We start from the raw sequence: 16,798 nt of genomic DNA on the forward strand, positions 1-16,798 counted from the left end.
AATATCTATAAAAGGTGACTGTCGCAGCCCTCTTTTATAGATATCTTTTTTTGTCTTCTCTCCTCCTTCTTTCGCCTAGTACTTCGACCAACGCTACCTGATAGTCAAGCAAAAAAAGAGAGCGTTACGCTCTCTTTTTTAAGTATATTTATTAGAAATCATCGACTGGATCATCACATGTAGATTGTGCCAATCCTTGGTACTATGAACATTGCCAAAAAATGTAAATTTCTGTGACTCATTATGGATCAGCACGCCATCAGAAACCAGTATGTCTGAGTCTCCTAAGTTCGAACTAAAGTGAATCACATTTTCATTGTAAATTTTCAATAGTTTGTTCTTAATGACCGGAATATATTCTGGGTGGTTCAAAAGAGAAATACCAATGCGAATCGGTTCCTCTTTTTGGATAGGTAAATAAGATGCTGTAATCTGAGCGATTTTCCTTAAGAAAAGGGCTTCTTTTTCTATTACAAACGAATGGCGCTGCAAGACGGTCGCAAGCAGCTCCTCCACCTCTAATACGCGTTCGTTCGTAGAGGACAAATCTTCAGTAGACACAAAACTATCCAAAAAGAGATGAAGACAGCCCCATGTATTCATCACTAATTCATAGGTAAGAAACGCTTCGATCGCTTTGGAAAGATCATACTTTTGCGACAAGACAGACACAACATCGGCAGAAAATTCGACCAATGGATTCCCCGAGAGGTTTCGCAGCTGTTTTCCTAAAAGAAGTTTCTCTTGATCCGAGATCGTTTCAGGTATGAAGAGAAAAACCCAGAAATGATAAAAAATCTGTTCTTTCTCGATATCTTGCTGACTTCTGATCGGCAGCAGCTTGATCACTTGTTTTTCCCCATTGAGTTGCTTGATTTGCTCATAAATAGCGATGGAAGCTTCGTCTAATTCATTGACGATATAGCCCCTCAACACCGCATTTTCAATTATTGAAAACATAATGTCGTGCTTCACTTTTGTAGTTTTCAACGGCTCATATTCTTTCGCAGCTAATTCAACGCTTGCACGGGTGCGCTGATTGATGTAAACATTACAAGCCATGATCTCAACTAAATAGTGGTACATCCGCACACAAGGCTCTGCCCCTGTCAGATCAATGGAATCTGTATTGTTATTGATAGTAATCGGGACATTTTGGATAACCAGCATTTTTTTCAGATAGCTGATCAATTTATAACAATAAGAAATACTAAAAATCAATTCTTCCGAGATGTCCACCATACGGGTCTTTCTTTTTCTTAACAAATAGGATAATAGACGATAATAAGGAGATTCTAAGAAATATTTTTTCTTTAGATTCACAAAAATATGCAGGCTTTGTTCTTCATTTAATTCTCGTGACAAATAAACAGTTCTCTTTTTCAGCAAAAAAATTGACTCGTCAAAAGTCGTAAACTCTCTCATATCTTCGGCGATTTCATTGATCAATATTTTCACCTGATACAAAGATTTGTTTGTCGTTTCACATATTTTATCGAGAGACAGCTGCTTCTCCAAAATGATATTTCTAACAACAGTTAATTTATCTACCTGTTTTTTGGTTAAATAAAACCTATACAATTTTTCTATATACTCCAAAATTTTTTACCCGCCTTATTTAAAAAGTATCCCAGTATCCAATTATAGTAAAATAAACTTAAATTTAAGCTCTTTTTTCATTAAACGGACAATTTTAATAAAAACTTCAGAAAAATCCCCTCTTCTTTAAAACAGTACGGGTGAGAAAAACTTGTGAAACGATTCTTATTTTTTGTAACAAAAAGTGTTGGAAACCCTGAAAAAGAACCTGTGAATTAGCTGTTTCCATAAACTTAGAAAAAATTCGTATTCTTTCATTGATTGGTAAGTGACTTGGAGAGTAAAATCATTTTCTAGCTGGACAAACTTCTTTGAGGAATCAAGTTCATTTCAAAGAGCTTGTAATAAAATATCTTCTCTTTTTAGCCAGCAATCTTTGTATTCATAAATGTTGATGATCGACAATTCATCACTCATTTGATTGATTGACCGCATGATTTCTTCATCATCCGAATCAACATTGCCAATGACATGCAAATCATAATGAACACCAGATTTATCCACGCACTCAACGATATAGCTGATCACATCTCCCCAAAAATGTTCCAATCGATGAGTGCCGCCTGCTTTTTCTAACCTTGAACGTTCAGCGATACACAAAACGTTTTTCGAAGAGTATTGCAAGATGTTGATTTCCCCTAGTGATTGTGCTAAGTAGTCAAGAACCGATTGGCGATCATCTTCTTGATCCACAATTAAATTTCTCTCTAAAATCGTATTCGTCTTGTTGCTGAAAAAGCGCACAGTCAACATAGTAGCATTCTTTTGTCGACTGAAATTTATTCTGGTTTGCAGCATTTTGATTCACTCCTTAAAAGAACTTTGATCCTCTGCTATTAAGGATATAGTAAGAACCAGCCGATTTTTATCGTCTTTTTTTCAAAAAAACTACAAATAAAATAATCATTGTTCCGCATTTTTCTTTCTATTGACTAAAAGACCTGTTAATTAGAAACGAGTAGCAACTTCATAAAAATAAAAGAGACAAAAAAACTCTAAGGTTTCTTCAAAGAGTCGTATTGTATATTCTCCTAATATTATGAATCCTACTAAAATCTAGTATTAATGAGATAGTAATTCTAAACAGCTAATTTTTTTGAGATATTTTTAAAATGAAACAAGTACGGATTTATAATTTTAAGCTTGAAGCAACCTTTAATATCTCTGTCCCGTTAAGGTAGAAGATTTATAGGTACAGATTACAAATTGAATAAAAACATTAATTGATAATTTTCAAATCTATGACTTTGATTGCCCATTCAATAGAAATGCATAAATAGAACAATACGTTCAATCCCCACCTATGCAATAGTTCATACTCGTAAAACTACTTCTATAAATAGTATCTTAAAAATGATAGAAGATTGTATTCTACTGAATTGCAGATGTTCACGAAAGAAATAACAGATATGAATCTTCAGAACTGATTCCCCTTACAGCGACTGATTCAGAGCAAATTCTCAGAGACTACGAATAACAATATAATTACTTTGCTAGGTCGAATCCTAGTTGGAACGACAATTCTTTCAACTCTGAGAAGATCTTGACTTAAAATATTAGCCAAATTGTAACATTGCAACAAAATTATTTTCATATAAATCATTACCGCACGGACAATTGCTACAGAGAAAAATATGTGGACTTGATAATCAACATCACTTGACTACTAGAAAATTTGATTAAATTATTTTATAAAAAATCAGATTAATAAAATACTTTCTACTTTTTCATTAAAAATAGCGCAAAAACGGATAATAACTTAATACATCATCATTGTATACTTTATTTAAGCAGTAAATCATCTGCAAAAATTAAAGTGAGGTTTTATTATGAAAAAAGTTATTTTGGGTACTACATTGGCAACATCTTTACTACTAGTAGGAGGAATCACTGCGTCAGCAGATGTTGCTATGCCAGAGGTTCCCTCTGTTCCATTTGCTGTTACTATAACAGAAGGAACATCTAGTTTTGCATTTAATGATATGAATTTAAACGAAACGTTCGAAATAAGTCCAGCATTATTTGTCAACGGAACAATGACAGGAACTATTGAAAACGTTGGCGGAACATTAACAAACTTAACTCGTTCAGTTAATAAAGTTACAATTACAGTTTCTTCTGATTCTGAAGGAATCGTTATCACCGAAAATGGTGATGTTGCCGTTGAAGCAGAAGCTATTTCCCAATCAGTAGCTACCAGCGTAGATACAACTTTCACATTCAATCGTCAAACTGCTTTGCTAGATGGCACACCCACTATCACAGTTACTGCATCAGATACTACTGACTTAGACAATGGCCAAGACCTTTAATTCTTAAAAAGGATAACATATGGATAAAATATCAAAACACAGAGACTCCTTTCTAAGAGTTTCTGTGTTCTTCCTCATATTGACAATAATCGCAAATATAAATATAAGTATTGCAACAGCGAATGAGACAACGAATACTTTAAAACTATCGCTTAGCGATACCGAATATGAGACATCAAGAAATACTATTACTCTTCCTTCTGATGTTGATAAAAAGTATACATTTGACATTAAATTGGAAAACATCGGAGCTGGTGATTCATCAATAGTGGTCACTCCCTTTGCTTCAACTGCTATTTCAAGAGAATCCTCTATTTTGTACACTTCGAATACAGAGAACCTTCTCGATGATAAATACGACTTTTCAAATTATGTTACTATCGCTTCAGAAGCTATAGACGAAGAGAATCAAATAGAAATTGCTCCTAATGAATCTGTTGGTGTCAGCATTACCATAAATGTTCCAGACGACATAGAGCTTGAAGGTACTGTAATGGGTGGAATTAATTTTAAGCAAATATTAGGTGTTCAAACAGCTGAAGATTCTATTAGTATTGCGTCTGCCTACGAGTCTATCATTTTTATCAACTTAATTTTTAGCAAATATGAGGATATTCAAGATATTATTTATCAAGATTTCTCATTTGTTGCTCTTCAGGACACGATAAACCTACAATTTTATGCCCTCAACTATAATCCTATTTTAGGCAACTTAAACAATGCGCTCTACGAACTAATAAGCCCAAATGGAGAAACAATTGCCTCTGGAGAGTTAGCAGATTCCGTTCTTTTAACGCCGTTAACCAAATCAAGAATGCAGATTCCTTTAATAGACGATAGTGAGCTTATTGAAGGCGAATACCGTTTAACAATAGAAACAACTAGAAAAGCGATCACCACTACTTTTTCTTATGAGAAAGAGGACTTGGATAACTTCAAAAAAGAGAACCGTCCAACGAACGCTGCCAACGTTCAGACAAATAATCAAATCCTTATCTGGATCATCTTTGTTCTCATTGCAGCGCTAGCAACTGCAGTCATCTACATTTTAAAATCAAAAAGAAAAAGAGAGGGCTAGTTCCTCTCTTTTGTTCTGCTTCTACTTATTCCATTGGTCATCAATTATTGAGAGATTCCTTTTTAAAGAAATGTTGCGTATCTTCTCTCCATGGTTTCCTCTTTAGGAAGAAATAGAAGAAGTGAGACAAGAAAAACTGCTCATATCAAATAAGCGGTTTTTCCTAATATAAATCTAAACATATTTTTTTCAATGATCATTTCTTTTGAAAAAAATGTTGCTGTCTCACATTGGCTTTTCTTCCCTAAAAAAAACTCAGTACCAGCCTCATCCTCAACATCACTGATTGAATCTTCTAGTTTGGTAGAATCCTTATCAAGCGAGTCTTCTTCCAAGTTTGCTTGCTCGTCGTAAATAGATTCTGCTTCTTCCTTTTGGCTCTCAGAATCATCTTCGATGCCATTGTCTTCTTGCTTTTCATCGTCTTGGTCTTCAGTCATTAAATTCTCATCCGATATCTCTTCTTTTTCCTCATCCGTCTGATTCATTTTTATATCTTTCGTAAAGGTCTCTGAATCATCAATTGCTGTAAAAGTGACTGATAGGTAGTACTCAGAGTTGGAATCAAGATATTCCTTTATGTTCAATGTTGCAGCTACGTTAAGAATCATTGATGCTTCATCAGTATCCTCAATCTGAATGATTTTCTCTTCCGAACCGTTCACGCTGTTTAGTTCTGCTGAAAATGCCTTCCCGACAGCTGTGATCTCTACGCCAAAAGCACCTTCACTGCCGTTGCTATCGACGGTCAGCTGAAGATCTTGTGTGGTTTTCAACAAATAATAGTGTTCGTCCTTAAAGTCAATCGTGTTCAAATCAAAAATCAACGTTTCGGAAACCTCATCAGCCGCAGCCTCTACTGTTGGAAAGAAAAATATCGCCGAAAATATAAATAACAAACTTTTTAGCACTACATGGTCCCCTTTCTTCTTTCAGAAATCACTTTTATTTAACAAATAATCATTCGCTTTAGCAAAATCGATCTATAGATAACTAGTAGACTAGCAATGAGACTAATTCATTTTGGAGTTATGAAGCCATGGTTCACCAACTGAAAACTTAAGCCATCTGTTAGAAGTGCTTCAAATGAAGTTTTAAGGGCTATAACCGAATCATGCTCAGATAAAGAAAGTTTAGTCTTCACTAGTAGCATCTGACAAAAAGAACTTGTCCCTCGATCAAATGATTAAATGACCTCTATCACTGGCAATCTATTCTCTGCTTTCCCTCTACTTTCAAACAAGTGAAAATTTCCTGAATCACCAAATGTGCCTATGATATTTTTCTATTCATTTCAAGTGCACTTCCTTGCGGTCATCTTTAATACTACGCTCTTTTTCCAACTCTTTTTATCTTCTTTTAAAAGAATGCTTATAAATTAGGATAATTGTCTGATCATTGGACCATTGCCCAAATCACACAGCCTTCCTTCTGTATCAAAAGCACGTTTTCAGCAAAAAAAAGCCCCTTCTTATCCATTTTGATAAGAAAGGACTTTCTACGATCGTTCAATTCAAAAAGATCAGCCTTACGTACAGAGTTGCGCATACCTAGACAGGCTCGCGGGAAACGGCTCTTACATCAAACTCTTCAATTCGACATCTGGGTACTTATCTGCGAACCAACGCATCGCAAATTGATTCTCAAACAAGAACAATGGCTGGTCGAAACGGTCTTTCGCTAAAATGTTACGACTGGAGCTCATACGCTCATCCAAGTCTTTCGGATCGATCCAACGGGCGATCTTGTGGCCCATTGGGGTCATGATGACTTCCGCATTGTACTCATTCATCATGCGATATTGGAAAACTTCAAATTGCAGTTGCCCGACAGCACCGATGATATACTCATCACTAAGATACGTCTTGTACAACTGGATAGCCCCTTCTTGGACCAACTGATAGATTCCTTTATGGAAAGATTTTTGCTTCATCACATTTTTCGCAGTAACTTTCATAAAGAGTTCCGGAGTAAACGATGGCAGCTCTTCGTAAGCAACTTTTAGTTTTCCTTCATAGATCGTGTCACCGATTTGATAATTCCCCGTGTCATAGACACCAATGATATCTCCGGCGACAGCTTCTTCAATATTTTCACGGGTATCAGCCATAAATTGAGTCACATTGCTGAGTTTCATTTTTTTGCCAGTACGTTCTAAAGTAACGTCCATGCCTCGTTCAAAGGTTCCTGAACAAATGCGGACAAAGGCGATCCGGTCACGATGGGCAGGATTCATGTTTGCTTGGATCTTGAATACAAACCCAGACATTTCTGGTTCATAAGGACTGACTTCCTCACCAGCTAGTGTTTTATGTCCGTAAGGTGCTGGTGCAAAAGTCAAGAAGGTTTCTAAAAAGGTCTGTACGCCAAAATTTGTGAGAGCAGAACCAAAGAATACAGGGGTTTGATCGCCCCGAGCGATTTTTTCTGTATCAAAGGCGTCGCCAGCTTCTTGCAGCAATTCCACTTCTTCTAAAACTTGTTGGAACAGTCCATCTTCGGCAAATGGATGATCTGCTGGGAATTGACCATTTTCATCTAGGGCAACTAAACGTTCCCCACCGTGATTGTCAGGACGGTAAAATTCGACCCGTTGGTTGTGGATATCATACAGTCCTTCCAAGCCTTTCCCCATGCCGATCGGCCAATTCATTGGAAATGATTCGATCTCTAAAAGATCTTCTAGTTCTTCTAATAATTCTAATGGTTCGCGGCCATCACGGTCGAGTTTATTGATAAAAGTAAAAATCGGAATACCACGTTTTTTAACGACCTGGAAGAGTTTTTTCGTTTGTGCTTCGATCCCTTTTGCGCTATCGATCACCATGACAGCACTATCCACCGCCATCAAGGTACGGTAGGTATCTTCAGAAAAGTCCTCATGCCCAGGGGTATCTAAAATATTGACCCGTTTGCCTTGGTAATCAAACTGCATAACGGAACTGGTAACGGAGATCCCCCGTTGTTTTTCGATTTCCATCCAGTCGGACTTTGCGAAATTACCAGTCTTTTTCCCTTTGACCGTACCAGCTTGGCGAATCGCGCCACCGAATAATAATAATTGTTCTGTAATGGTTGTTTTCCCCGCATCCGGATGGGAAATAATCGCAAAGGTACGGCGACTATCGACTTGTTGTTTTAATTTTGGATTATCCATTGATTCTATTGCTCCATTTCTTGTATTTACAATGCGAACAGTGTCTATTTTAGACTGTCGCTAGTTTTCTGACCAAATCAGTATATCATGGATAAGGGTGATAAAAAAGCAAAAAAAGACAAGAAACCCCTTTGACTACTCTCTTTTAGAGAGTTAGGCAAAGGGCGCTCCTTCCATTTTGATAGAAATAAATTAAAATGCTGGCAATAAGGTATCGCTATGCTCGTTTTCTAAAAACTCACGAACTTTATCGCTAGTCATGGCACGGCGCAATACAGCGATTTTTTCAGAATCTTGATTGTCTTCTCGAGCAACCAATGAGATAGCAAAGCGATCATCGATGGTCTTTTCTAAGAAAAGGGCATCTGCTGGTTTCAAACCGATTTTCGCGATATAGGTTGGGTAATTGTATACCAAAGATACGTTTGGTTCATCATAGGCTTCCGCAAGATTCAGTAAATCGACAGATAACCACTCAAAATTTTTCGGATTTTCGGTAACGTCTTTAAGTGTTCCATTGACACCAACGCCTTCTTTAAGGGTGATCAATCCTTCTTCTGCTAAAATCGCTAACGCTCGACCTTCATTGGACACATCATTTGGCAATGCGACTTTCGTTCCTTCTGGAATATCATTGATATTCGTATACTCTTTGGAATAAAAACCGACTTTTGCGTTGTAGATTTTATCTAGTGCCACTAGGTTTGCATCTTTTTCTTCATTATACATTTGCATATATGGTTCATGTTGCGCAAAGTTAGCATCGACCTCGTCATTATTCAGCAACTCATTGTACTGGATATTGTCATTGACTTGGACCAATTGGATTTCCCAGCCATCTTCCACTGCTTCAGCTGCAACCTTTACGACATCGGTCATTGGCGTCGTTTGCGAAGCGACCTTGATGATTTTCTCTTCGCTCGCTTCATCAGAACCTGTACCGCAAGCCCCCAATACACCTAATGCCAATACACTCAATCCTAAAACAAATCCTTTTTTCACTTTCATTCCTCCTATTTTCGTTTATCAAGTTTTCTTGCTGCTTGATTGCCAATCCCTTGCAGGATAAAGACCAAAAGAATCATGATGATAATTGCAAAATACATCACGCCATACTCATAACGCTGGTACCCATAACGGATCGCAAAATCGCCGATACCGCCGCCACCAACGATCCCCATCACCGTCGAATAAGAAACCATGCTGACTGCTGTCGTCGTTAAAGATAAAATCAAGCCGCTTCTAGCTTCCACTAGTAAAAACGACCAAACATACTGCCATTGACTGACACCAAGAGATTTCGCCAAATAAGAAACTTCTTCTGGAACATCCAACAGCACTTGCTCCGTCAAACGAGCAAAAATACTCATAGCAACGATGCTCAAAGGAAAACTGGCGGGAATCGGTCCAAATGAGCTGCCTAAAAGCATCCGCGTCAACGGGATCAACGCTACAACAAATAATAAAAAAGGAAACGAGCGGATGATCGTCACAACGAGATTCAAACACTCATAAAGAAATGAGATTTTTTTCCCTCGGCTGCGACTGAGAAAAAGCCAGACACCTAACGGTAGACCTAAGACAATGGCTGCGAGCATCGAAATGCCCATCATGATCGCTGTTTCTTTCAAAGATTGCAGCAATTCAGGCAGATAATACAACATACTTTCACTGATCGTCATGCAGCAGACTCCTCTCCACTTTGTTCACATAAGAGCTTTCAATGCGGACGATTGGTTGTGGCTGATTGGCAAACTCCGCCTCAAAGACGGCATCCTCCAATACAAACACACGTTGACAAATTTGTCGGACGGCCGATAGCTCATGACTGACAAAGACGACAGCTGGTTGAAACGTCTGTTGAACTTTTTGCAGCAAAGCAAGAACATCGGCTTTCGTATCTTCGTCCAGCGCACTAGTGGGCTCGTCACACAGCAAGATTTTTGGCTCACGGATCAAAGCCCGTGCAATAGCCACTCGTTGTTTCTCTCCGCCGCTTAACTTGGCCGGATAGATGTGGGCCTTATCTTCCATGCCAACAAACGAAAGCATCTCAAGTACCATATCTGCTGACTTTCCCATTAACTTCAAGGGCAAATAGACATTTTCGAAAACGGTTCGATTGTGTAACAGATTGTAATTTTGAAAAATCATGCCGATTTCTTGTTGTGCACGTAGCAGATGCTTTTTATTCGATGTATCGATTTTTTTGCCATCAAAAAGTAATTCCCCGCTGTCTGGGGTTTCAATCAAGTTTAAAAGCCGCAACAACGTCGATTTTCCTGAGCCGCTTTTGCCGACGACCCCAACGATTTCTCCTGTCTGAACAGAAAAAGACAAACCACCGAGAACCTTTCGATCGTAACGCTTTGTGAGATTGATCGCTTCTAACATCTTTTTCCTCCTAATCAAACAGCAATGCTAAAAATTCAGAAGCGGTCATCTGATGGATAAACTGATCGATGGCGATTCCCTCTAGCAAGCGTCTAATGGTGCTTTTTTCAAAATCAATACCTTGCAACATCGCTTCAAGTTCACTGATCTCTTTTTGTCCAAAAAAATCACCGGTAATTTGAATCGCTGCAATCTTGCCTTTGTTGACAGTAAAATCGACTTCAACAATCCCAACCTGCTCAAACCGCTTTCTTTTTTGCCATTCGAAAGCAGGCGCTTCATTAAAAATCCACTCATTATTGGCATATCGTTCTTCAAACAGTGTTTGGATCGCTTGTCGATCGGTTTCCGTTAAGACGATCTCTTGCTCACTGATTTCATCAATCGATTCTACTTCATAGATTCGGCAAAGGAGTGTATCTCGAAATTCCTTGGTATCCATTGATTGGTATTGCTCTGCCAAAAAGGGCTTGATATTCGTCACACTTTTCCGAACTGATTTCGTTGCTTTAGAAGCAATTTTTTCTTGGGCAACATGTAGAACTTTCGTCAATTCTTCTAGATCCACATCATACATCAATGTGCCATGGGAATACGTCCGGCCTTTTTTTGTATACATCGCATTGCCAGAAAACTTTTTCCCATCAATGAACAGATCATTACGGCCATGTACTTCAACATCCTTGGCTCCCATTGCCGCTAAGCCTTTCATGATAGGTTGTGTTGCACTTTGATAGTCACCAAAGCTCGTGGCATCTTTTTTGGTGACAAAACTAAAACTCATATTGCCTAGATCGTCATAAACCGCTCCACCACCAGACGTTCTGCGAGTCAAAACGATCTTACGGCTTCTTAGATAGTCAAAATCAATCTCTTGATACGCATTTTGATTTCTGCCGATTATAACACATGGTTTTTGTATGTATAACAGAAGACAAGGCTCCGAAACATCTACGTTATTCATCAAATACTCTTCAGTCGCCAAATTGTAACGGATATCTTCACTAAGCATACGGTAAAATTTCATTTCAAGCCCCTCATTCTCATTATATTTCTATGGATATTCTCGCTTTTCTTACGGAAAATTGCAATCAAACTGCTTAACGATAAGATACACGTGTTTTTTTATCTGTTTTTAAACTGTATTATTCAATAAATTTATCGTAACCGTTTCTTCCATACAAATCAAGGGGAATACGTAAAAAAACGGACAAAAAAGACCAAAGCAACTGCCTTGGTCTTTCTCATTTCATTTATACGGAACTTTAACGGCGAGGCTCATCTTCCTCAAAATCTTTACGGAAATAGCGCCGCTCTTCCTCTGGTTCCACTTCCCCTTCTTCTGGGTCGTGGAAAATCACCCGGATCTTCAAGACGCGTGATCCTTCCATTTCTTCAGAGATCAGCTTCACATTGTCCACTTCGAAGGATAGTTTTTCTCCTTCATCAGGGATTAATCCTAAAGCAGTGATCAAATATCCTGCCATCGTATCCACATCACTCATATGCAAGCTCATGTTGAAGGCTTCATTAAAATCATCGATCAACATGCGTCCTTGGATGACATATTCTTTATCAGAGATTTTTTCATAAAGCTCTTCGACTTCATCTGATTCATCATCGATCTCGCCGACGATTTCTTCTAGCAAGTCTTCTAGTGTAACCAATCCAACGACGCCGCCATATTCATCAAGCAAAATCGCCATTTGGTTTTGGGTTTTCTTTAATTCATAAAGCAAATCATCGATAAAGACCGTTTCTGGCACAAACAATGGTTCCTGCAGGATTTGTTTGATGTCCATCGTATCAAAGCCGTATTTGTACGCACATTTCAAAAGATTTTTGGTATGTAGAATCCCTACGACTTTGTCTTTATCTTCATTATATACAGGAATACGAGAATAATTTTCTGCTAAAATTTCAGTCAAAATTTCTTCTACTGAGTCATTGATGTCCACCATAAAGGCTGAGGTTCTAGGAACCATGACTTCCCGGGCGACTTTCGTGTCTAATGAAAAGATCCCTTGCAGCATCTCTAATTCATCTTCTTCAAAGACCCCTTCTGTTTCCAACATATACCGCATTTCATCACGGGTCATCTTCGTGTCTTCATCGTCAAATTCCATTGGAGTGATGCGCGCCAATAAACTTGTCGAAGCAGATAAGAACCAGACGAAAGGTTTTGCAATAATCCCGATCGTTCGAATGACACCAGAAGTGAACTGGGCAACTTCTTCTGATTTGTTCATGGCGATCCGTTTTGGATACAACTCACCGAAAACGATCGACACATACGTCAAGATCGCTAAAACAATAATGTTCGCTAAGCTTTTAGCCGCCGTCCCTCCACCTAATAAAGGTGCCAAACGGGTCGACAAGGTATCTGCCAGAGATGCCCCAGATAAAATATTCACCAAGGTAATCCCAACTTGGATCGTTGACAAGAAATTTGTTGGATTATCAATGATTTTCAATAATTTTTGTGATTTGACATTTCCTTCTTCCGCTTTTTGCTCCACACGGTTTTTGTTAACTGAGACAACTGCGATCTCAGAGGCCGCTAGAAAAGCGTTAATCAATGTCAAAACGATCAATAATAAAATTTGCGCTAGAAGCGACTGACTCTCGGGGTCAGCATTCATAATAGCATTCTCTCCTTATTTTTTCATTTTCTAAAAAAAATCGTGGGCTTAGCCCACGATAAAATCCTATCACAAAGTTTTTTTCTTTGCAATAAAAAACACCAGTCATTGATTATTCGATCAACCGTTCCTGATTTTTCTTAATTTTGTCGTCTTTGATCAGGCGAACAATAAAGACGACGATCGTTCGGCAAATCGCATAAAATGGCACACCTAGGAAAATCCCCAGCAAGCCAGCTAGATTTCCAGCAACTAATAAGACCAAAATGATCGTTAACGGATGGATCGCCAATGATTTTCCGATTACATTCGGGTAAATAACATTTCCGTCTAATTGTTGGACGACCAGAACCACGATACAGCATAATAATGCGCGAAATGGTTCATCAAAGACCGTCACTAACACCGCCGGAATCAAACCAAGATATGGGCCTAAATAAGGGATCAAGTTTGTGACGCCTGCAATTACCCCAAAAAGAAAGGCATAGTTAACGCCGATCATCCAGTAACCAATAAACGTGAAGGTAGCGACAAAAATACATTCGATCGCTTGCCCACTAATGTAATTGGATAATGTCTTGTTTAAGTCACCTAGCAACCCAACAATCTGATCTCGTCTTCTTTCTGGAAAGACAGTTTTCAGATTAGGAACTAGCTTTTCTCCATCCTTCAACATGTAAAAAAGGATGAATGGTACTGTAACGATGATCATCGTCGCGGAAGCAATCGTACTGACGATCGATCCTAAGCTAGTGGATAACCCACTAAGAAACTGCTGCAGCAAAGAACCATAAGAAAGATTTAGATTTTCTAACTGCTGCGCGATATCGATTTGTTTGAAAAATGGATCATCTGCGATTCTTGAGATCCAACTTTCCATATTTTTGGCAAATGTTGGAATATTTTCCGCCAATGAAGTAATCTGACTCACTAGATTAGGAATAACGCTGACGAAAATCAAGATGATTGCTGCTACTAATAACAACAGAACCAATATGACAGCAAACAGTCGTTTTATTTTTGTGGTTTTCATCAAAAATAAGACGATTGGATTTAGCAGGTAATACAGAAAGCCAGCAATCAATACTGGTGCAAATAAAGTAGAAAAAAACGTGCCGATCGGTGCAAATAGAAAATTGACTTTACTTAACACAAACACGAGTGTCACTAAAACCAATGCTTCCAATGACCAAAAGAACAGTTTTGATTGTTTGAATTTGTCGAACAAAAGATTCCCTCCCTTTTTTATAACATTATAGATGATTTTGAAAAAAAAAGCTTGCGACTTTAGCCGCAAACAAAAAAAATTTGTAAAAAAAGTGGTATACTATTAAAAATAACGGAGAAATCTTAGCTGAGGTGAATTTTTTATGCATATTGCACAAACAAAAGATACGCTGAGTGACATTTATTTGGCGTCATTGAAAATACGAAATCAAGTATTCGTGAAAGAGCAAGGTGTTCCATTAGCATTGGAAGTAGATGAAAATGAAGCATTGGCAGTCCACTTTGTCTTATATGACGACGATAATGAAGCAGTCGCAACCTTGCGTTTCTTACCTATCTCTGATCATGAAGTGAAGTTGCAGCGAATGGCGGTCCCCGCTGCTCATCGAGGTTCAGGTTATGGCAGACAACTGATCGAAGGTGCGGAAGCCTTCATTCAAAAACAAGGAATCAAAAAAGTCACTTTAGGGGCACAAATAACCGCAAAAGAGTTTTACTTGAAGTTAGGCTATCAGCCTGAAGGCGATGTCTTTTTAGACGCAGATATGCCCCATATCAAAATGAGCAAAATCTTTAACGAGAAGTGATTCCTTAAAACAGCGACCACAAAACAGATCCTTCCTCTGTTTTGTAGTCGCCGTTTTTTATTCCTCTGCTTCAACGATCTCTTCAATCGCTGTCAGCAACGCTTGCGCCACCCTTTGATCATACCCTTCCCTTGTAATCATTGCCAAATCATTGTCACTGTTCAAATAGCCTAACTCCAATAATACTGCTGGAAGATATTGTTCTCGCAACACATAATAGTTACCAAAACGAGTGCCGTTGGAACTCAATGCCACCGAAGAACTCAAATTGGCAGTGATCGTTTCTGCCATCTCTTTTGCCCCAGTATAGTAATAGTAAGTTGTCAGACCTTGATTACTGTTTGGTATTTCTGAATTATCGTAATGAATACTGATAAATAAATCTGGTTCTTCTGAAAGCGAAGCAGCGGTGATATCAGACAGCGAGAGATAACGATCTTCAGTGCGAGTATAACTGACTTGAATACCTACTTCTGTCAACACTTCGCCGATCGTTTGGACCGTTGCTAGCGTCAAGTCTTTTTCCATGATCGTTTGATCCGTTGACAGTGCCCCAGAATCTTCGCCGCCGTGACCTGCATCAAGGACGACTTTGAAGTTCGATAGATCTTTTGGGATTGCCGAAAGCGCGACTTCTTGAATCGATGATGATTGCTTTTCAATATAACCAGTTACCCCATCGTCTGTTTGAATTTCAACCATGTCTTCTGTTTGACTGATGAAGGTTGCCCAACTTCCCCGATGGATTTTTCCAATGACTGTCTCTTGACTTGTTGACTGATAAATCGGTACATAATCGTTCTCACTTTCAATCGCTGCATCGTATTCTGAGGGATCTACATAAATTTGAACCATACTGGCAGTCTGAGCGGTCTCTTCTGTTTGAGCGTTAAGCTCAGTTTGAGAAGTACTTTCTTGACTCTCCTCACGAGCGGATTGGTCGTTTCTCAACACAGCAAACCCCGCTGCAAAAAGCAGAATCATGGTGGTCCCGATAACAAGCTTCCCTTTTTTCTTCATGTGCTTCCCCCACTAATTTTCTTGATCTCTCTATCATGGGACTGTCAGCTTAAACAGAACTTAAAACCTGCTGATTGAAGCATTCCATTAGAAACAAAAAAAAACTTCAACCAACTTGGTTGAAGTTTCTTAGGGAAAATGAGCGATTCGACCCATTTTACTTATTTTTGAGACAACTGCTTGTAGCGATCATACCAAATGTCCACATACCCTTGCGAAAAGGGTCCTTTGCCATTATTGATCCAATCTACTAAAATTTTGACATTTTCTTTCAAGATAAAATCAATGTCTTGCGGATATTGCATAATCTTACTGTGCAATTCATACTCATCCACATCTAGTAAACGTTTCTCGCCATCAGGAAATACTTTGATATCAAGGTCATAATCGATATATTTCAATGCCTCTTCATCAAGTAAATACGGTGAAGCAAGATTACAATAATAGGAAACCCCCTTTTCTCGAATCATTGCAATAACATTAAACCAGTATTTTTTATGAAAATATACAATTGCTGGTTCACGGGTAACCCAGCGTCTTCCATCTGATTCGGTCACTAATGTATGATCGTTGACCCCTATCACTGAGAATTCACTGGTCTTTAAGACCATCGTATCCCGCCACGTTCGATGCAAATTGCCGTCATGTTTGTAGCTTTGAATGCTGACAAACTCTCCTTCTTTTGGAACTCGCATAGCAACCCTTCCCTCAGCAAGAAAACTTGCGTTTTGTTTGGGTGTTCATTACACCGACATCGTTAATATTATAGCAATAAAAGAAAG

Annotated in this window: 15 protein-coding genes; 3 read left to right on the forward strand and 12 right to left on the reverse strand. The window is 38.5% G+C overall.

Annotation, left to right across the window (positions count from 1 at the left end):
• Positions 1-138: 138 nt before the first annotated feature.
• Complete coding sequence (locus tag IGJ74_RS10665; RefSeq protein ID WP_225869360.1) at positions 139-1,458, reverse strand: helix-turn-helix domain-containing protein; 1,320 nt, start codon at positions 1,456-1,458, stop codon at positions 139-141.
• A gap of 471 nt (positions 1,459-1,929) precedes the next feature.
• Positions 1,930-2,397, reverse strand: coding sequence for a hypothetical protein (locus tag IGJ74_RS10670; RefSeq protein ID WP_005235556.1), 468 nt, complete (start codon positions 2,395-2,397; stop codon positions 1,930-1,932).
• 1,031 nt (positions 2,398-3,428) lie between these two features.
• Between IGJ74_RS10670 and IGJ74_RS10675 the strand changes: the two genes are divergently transcribed.
• Both IGJ74_RS10675 and IGJ74_RS10680 read left to right on the forward strand, forming a co-directional pair.
• Entirely contained in the window at positions 3,429-3,911 is a 483-nt protein-coding gene (locus IGJ74_RS10675) for a hypothetical protein (RefSeq protein WP_005235554.1), read from the forward strand.
• A gap of 19 nt (positions 3,912-3,930) precedes the next feature.
• Positions 3,931-4,989, forward strand: a complete 1,059-nt coding sequence (locus IGJ74_RS10680; protein WP_061054248.1) for a WxL protein peptidoglycan domain-containing protein — start codon at positions 3,931-3,933, stop codon at positions 4,987-4,989.
• 140 nt (positions 4,990-5,129) lie between these two features.
• Here IGJ74_RS10680 and IGJ74_RS10685 read toward each other — a convergent pair whose 3' ends face one another.
• The 8 genes from IGJ74_RS10685 to IGJ74_RS10720 all read right to left on the reverse strand — a co-directional run bounded on the left by IGJ74_RS10685 (position 5,130) and on the right by IGJ74_RS10720 (position 14,410).
• Complete coding sequence (locus tag IGJ74_RS10685) at positions 5,130-5,900, reverse strand: hypothetical protein (protein WP_061054249.1); 771 nt, start codon at positions 5,898-5,900, stop codon at positions 5,130-5,132.
• Between the two features lie 665 nt (positions 5,901-6,565).
• The gene (locus tag IGJ74_RS10690; RefSeq protein WP_008378231.1) at positions 6,566-8,146 is read right to left on the reverse strand and encodes a peptide chain release factor 3; all 1,581 of its coding nucleotides are present in this window, start codon (positions 8,144-8,146) and stop codon (positions 6,566-6,568) included.
• 192 nt (positions 8,147-8,338) lie between these two features.
• Entirely contained in the window at positions 8,339-9,154 is an 816-nt protein-coding gene (locus IGJ74_RS10695) for a MetQ/NlpA family ABC transporter substrate-binding protein (protein WP_016620418.1), read from the reverse strand.
• A 5-nt stretch (positions 9,155-9,159) separates the two neighbouring features.
• Complete coding sequence (locus tag IGJ74_RS10700) at positions 9,160-9,828, reverse strand: methionine ABC transporter permease (protein ID WP_218192972.1); 669 nt, start codon at positions 9,826-9,828, stop codon at positions 9,160-9,162.
• Complete coding sequence (locus tag IGJ74_RS10705; protein ID WP_218192971.1) at positions 9,815-10,540, reverse strand: ATP-binding cassette domain-containing protein; 726 nt, start codon at positions 10,538-10,540, stop codon at positions 9,815-9,817. The genes IGJ74_RS10700 and IGJ74_RS10705 overlap by 14 nt, the downstream gene beginning before the upstream one ends.
• Positions 10,541-10,550: 10 nt before the next feature.
• Positions 10,551-11,567 (reverse strand): lipoate--protein ligase, encoded by a 1,017-nt coding sequence (locus IGJ74_RS10710; protein ID WP_218192970.1) that lies wholly within the window; start codon positions 11,565-11,567, stop codon positions 10,551-10,553.
• Positions 11,568-11,805: 238 nt separating this feature from the next.
• Entirely contained in the window at positions 11,806-13,182 is a 1,377-nt protein-coding gene (locus IGJ74_RS10715) for a hemolysin family protein (RefSeq protein ID WP_005235523.1), read from the reverse strand.
• Between the two features lie 112 nt (positions 13,183-13,294).
• Complete coding sequence (locus tag IGJ74_RS10720) at positions 13,295-14,410, reverse strand: AI-2E family transporter (RefSeq protein ID WP_008378242.1); 1,116 nt, start codon at positions 14,408-14,410, stop codon at positions 13,295-13,297.
• Between the two features lie 142 nt (positions 14,411-14,552).
• On the opposite strand from IGJ74_RS10720, the gene IGJ74_RS10725 reads away from it, so the two are divergent.
• The gene (locus tag IGJ74_RS10725; RefSeq protein WP_016612205.1) at positions 14,553-14,996 is read left to right on the forward strand and encodes a GNAT family N-acetyltransferase; all 444 of its coding nucleotides are present in this window, start codon (positions 14,553-14,555) and stop codon (positions 14,994-14,996) included.
• A 57-nt stretch (positions 14,997-15,053) separates the two neighbouring features.
• Here the strand turns inward: IGJ74_RS10725 and IGJ74_RS10730 are convergent, their stop codons facing one another.
• Positions 15,054-16,016, reverse strand: a complete 963-nt coding sequence (locus IGJ74_RS10730; RefSeq protein WP_218192969.1) for an N-acetylmuramoyl-L-alanine amidase — start codon at positions 16,014-16,016, stop codon at positions 15,054-15,056.
• A 161-nt stretch (positions 16,017-16,177) separates the two neighbouring features.
• The gene (ntdP, locus tag IGJ74_RS10735) at positions 16,178-16,711 is read right to left on the reverse strand and encodes a nucleoside tri-diphosphate phosphatase (protein ID WP_005225863.1); all 534 of its coding nucleotides are present in this window, start codon (positions 16,709-16,711) and stop codon (positions 16,178-16,180) included.
• Positions 16,712-16,798 lie beyond the last annotated feature (87 nt).

Source organism: Enterococcus sp. AZ009 (genome assembly GCF_050548785.1).
Classification (GTDB): domain Bacteria; phylum Bacillota; class Bacilli; order Lactobacillales; family Enterococcaceae; genus Enterococcus_D; species Enterococcus_D entomosocium.

What these genes read in the sequence shown, in the direction of transcription:
- IGJ74_RS10675 (WP_005235554.1), top strand. Translation starts at nt 3,429, where the DNA reads ATGAAAAAAGTTATTTTGGGTACTACATTGGCAACATCTTTACTACTA.
- IGJ74_RS10670 (WP_005235556.1), bottom strand. Translation starts at nt 2,397, where the DNA reads ATGCTGCAAACCAGAATAAATTTCAGTCGACAAAAGAATGCTACTATG.
- ntdP (WP_005225863.1), bottom strand. Translation starts at nt 16,711, where the DNA reads ATGCGAGTTCCAAAAGAAGGAGAGTTTGTCAGCATTCAAAGCTACAAA.
- IGJ74_RS10695 (WP_016620418.1), bottom strand. Translation starts at nt 9,154, where the DNA reads ATGAAAGTGAAAAAAGGATTTGTTTTAGGATTGAGTGTATTGGCATTA.
- IGJ74_RS10730 (WP_218192969.1), bottom strand. Translation starts at nt 16,016, where the DNA reads ATGAAGAAAAAAGGGAAGCTTGTTATCGGGACCACCATGATTCTGCTT.
- IGJ74_RS10690 (WP_008378231.1), bottom strand. Translation starts at nt 8,146, where the DNA reads ATGGATAATCCAAAATTAAAACAACAAGTCGATAGTCGCCGTACCTTT.
- IGJ74_RS10710 (WP_218192970.1), bottom strand. Translation starts at nt 11,567, where the DNA reads ATGAAATTTTACCGTATGCTTAGTGAAGATATCCGTTACAATTTGGCG.
- IGJ74_RS10725 (WP_016612205.1), top strand. Translation starts at nt 14,553, where the DNA reads ATGCATATTGCACAAACAAAAGATACGCTGAGTGACATTTATTTGGCG.
- IGJ74_RS10705 (WP_218192971.1), bottom strand. Translation starts at nt 10,540, where the DNA reads ATGTTAGAAGCGATCAATCTCACAAAGCGTTACGATCGAAAGGTTCTC.
- IGJ74_RS10700 (WP_218192972.1), bottom strand. Translation starts at nt 9,828, where the DNA reads ATGACGATCAGTGAAAGTATGTTGTATTATCTGCCTGAATTGCTGCAA.
- IGJ74_RS10715 (WP_005235523.1), bottom strand. Translation starts at nt 13,182, where the DNA reads ATGAATGCTGACCCCGAGAGTCAGTCGCTTCTAGCGCAAATTTTATTA.
- IGJ74_RS10680 (WP_061054248.1), top strand. Translation starts at nt 3,931, where the DNA reads ATGGATAAAATATCAAAACACAGAGACTCCTTTCTAAGAGTTTCTGTG.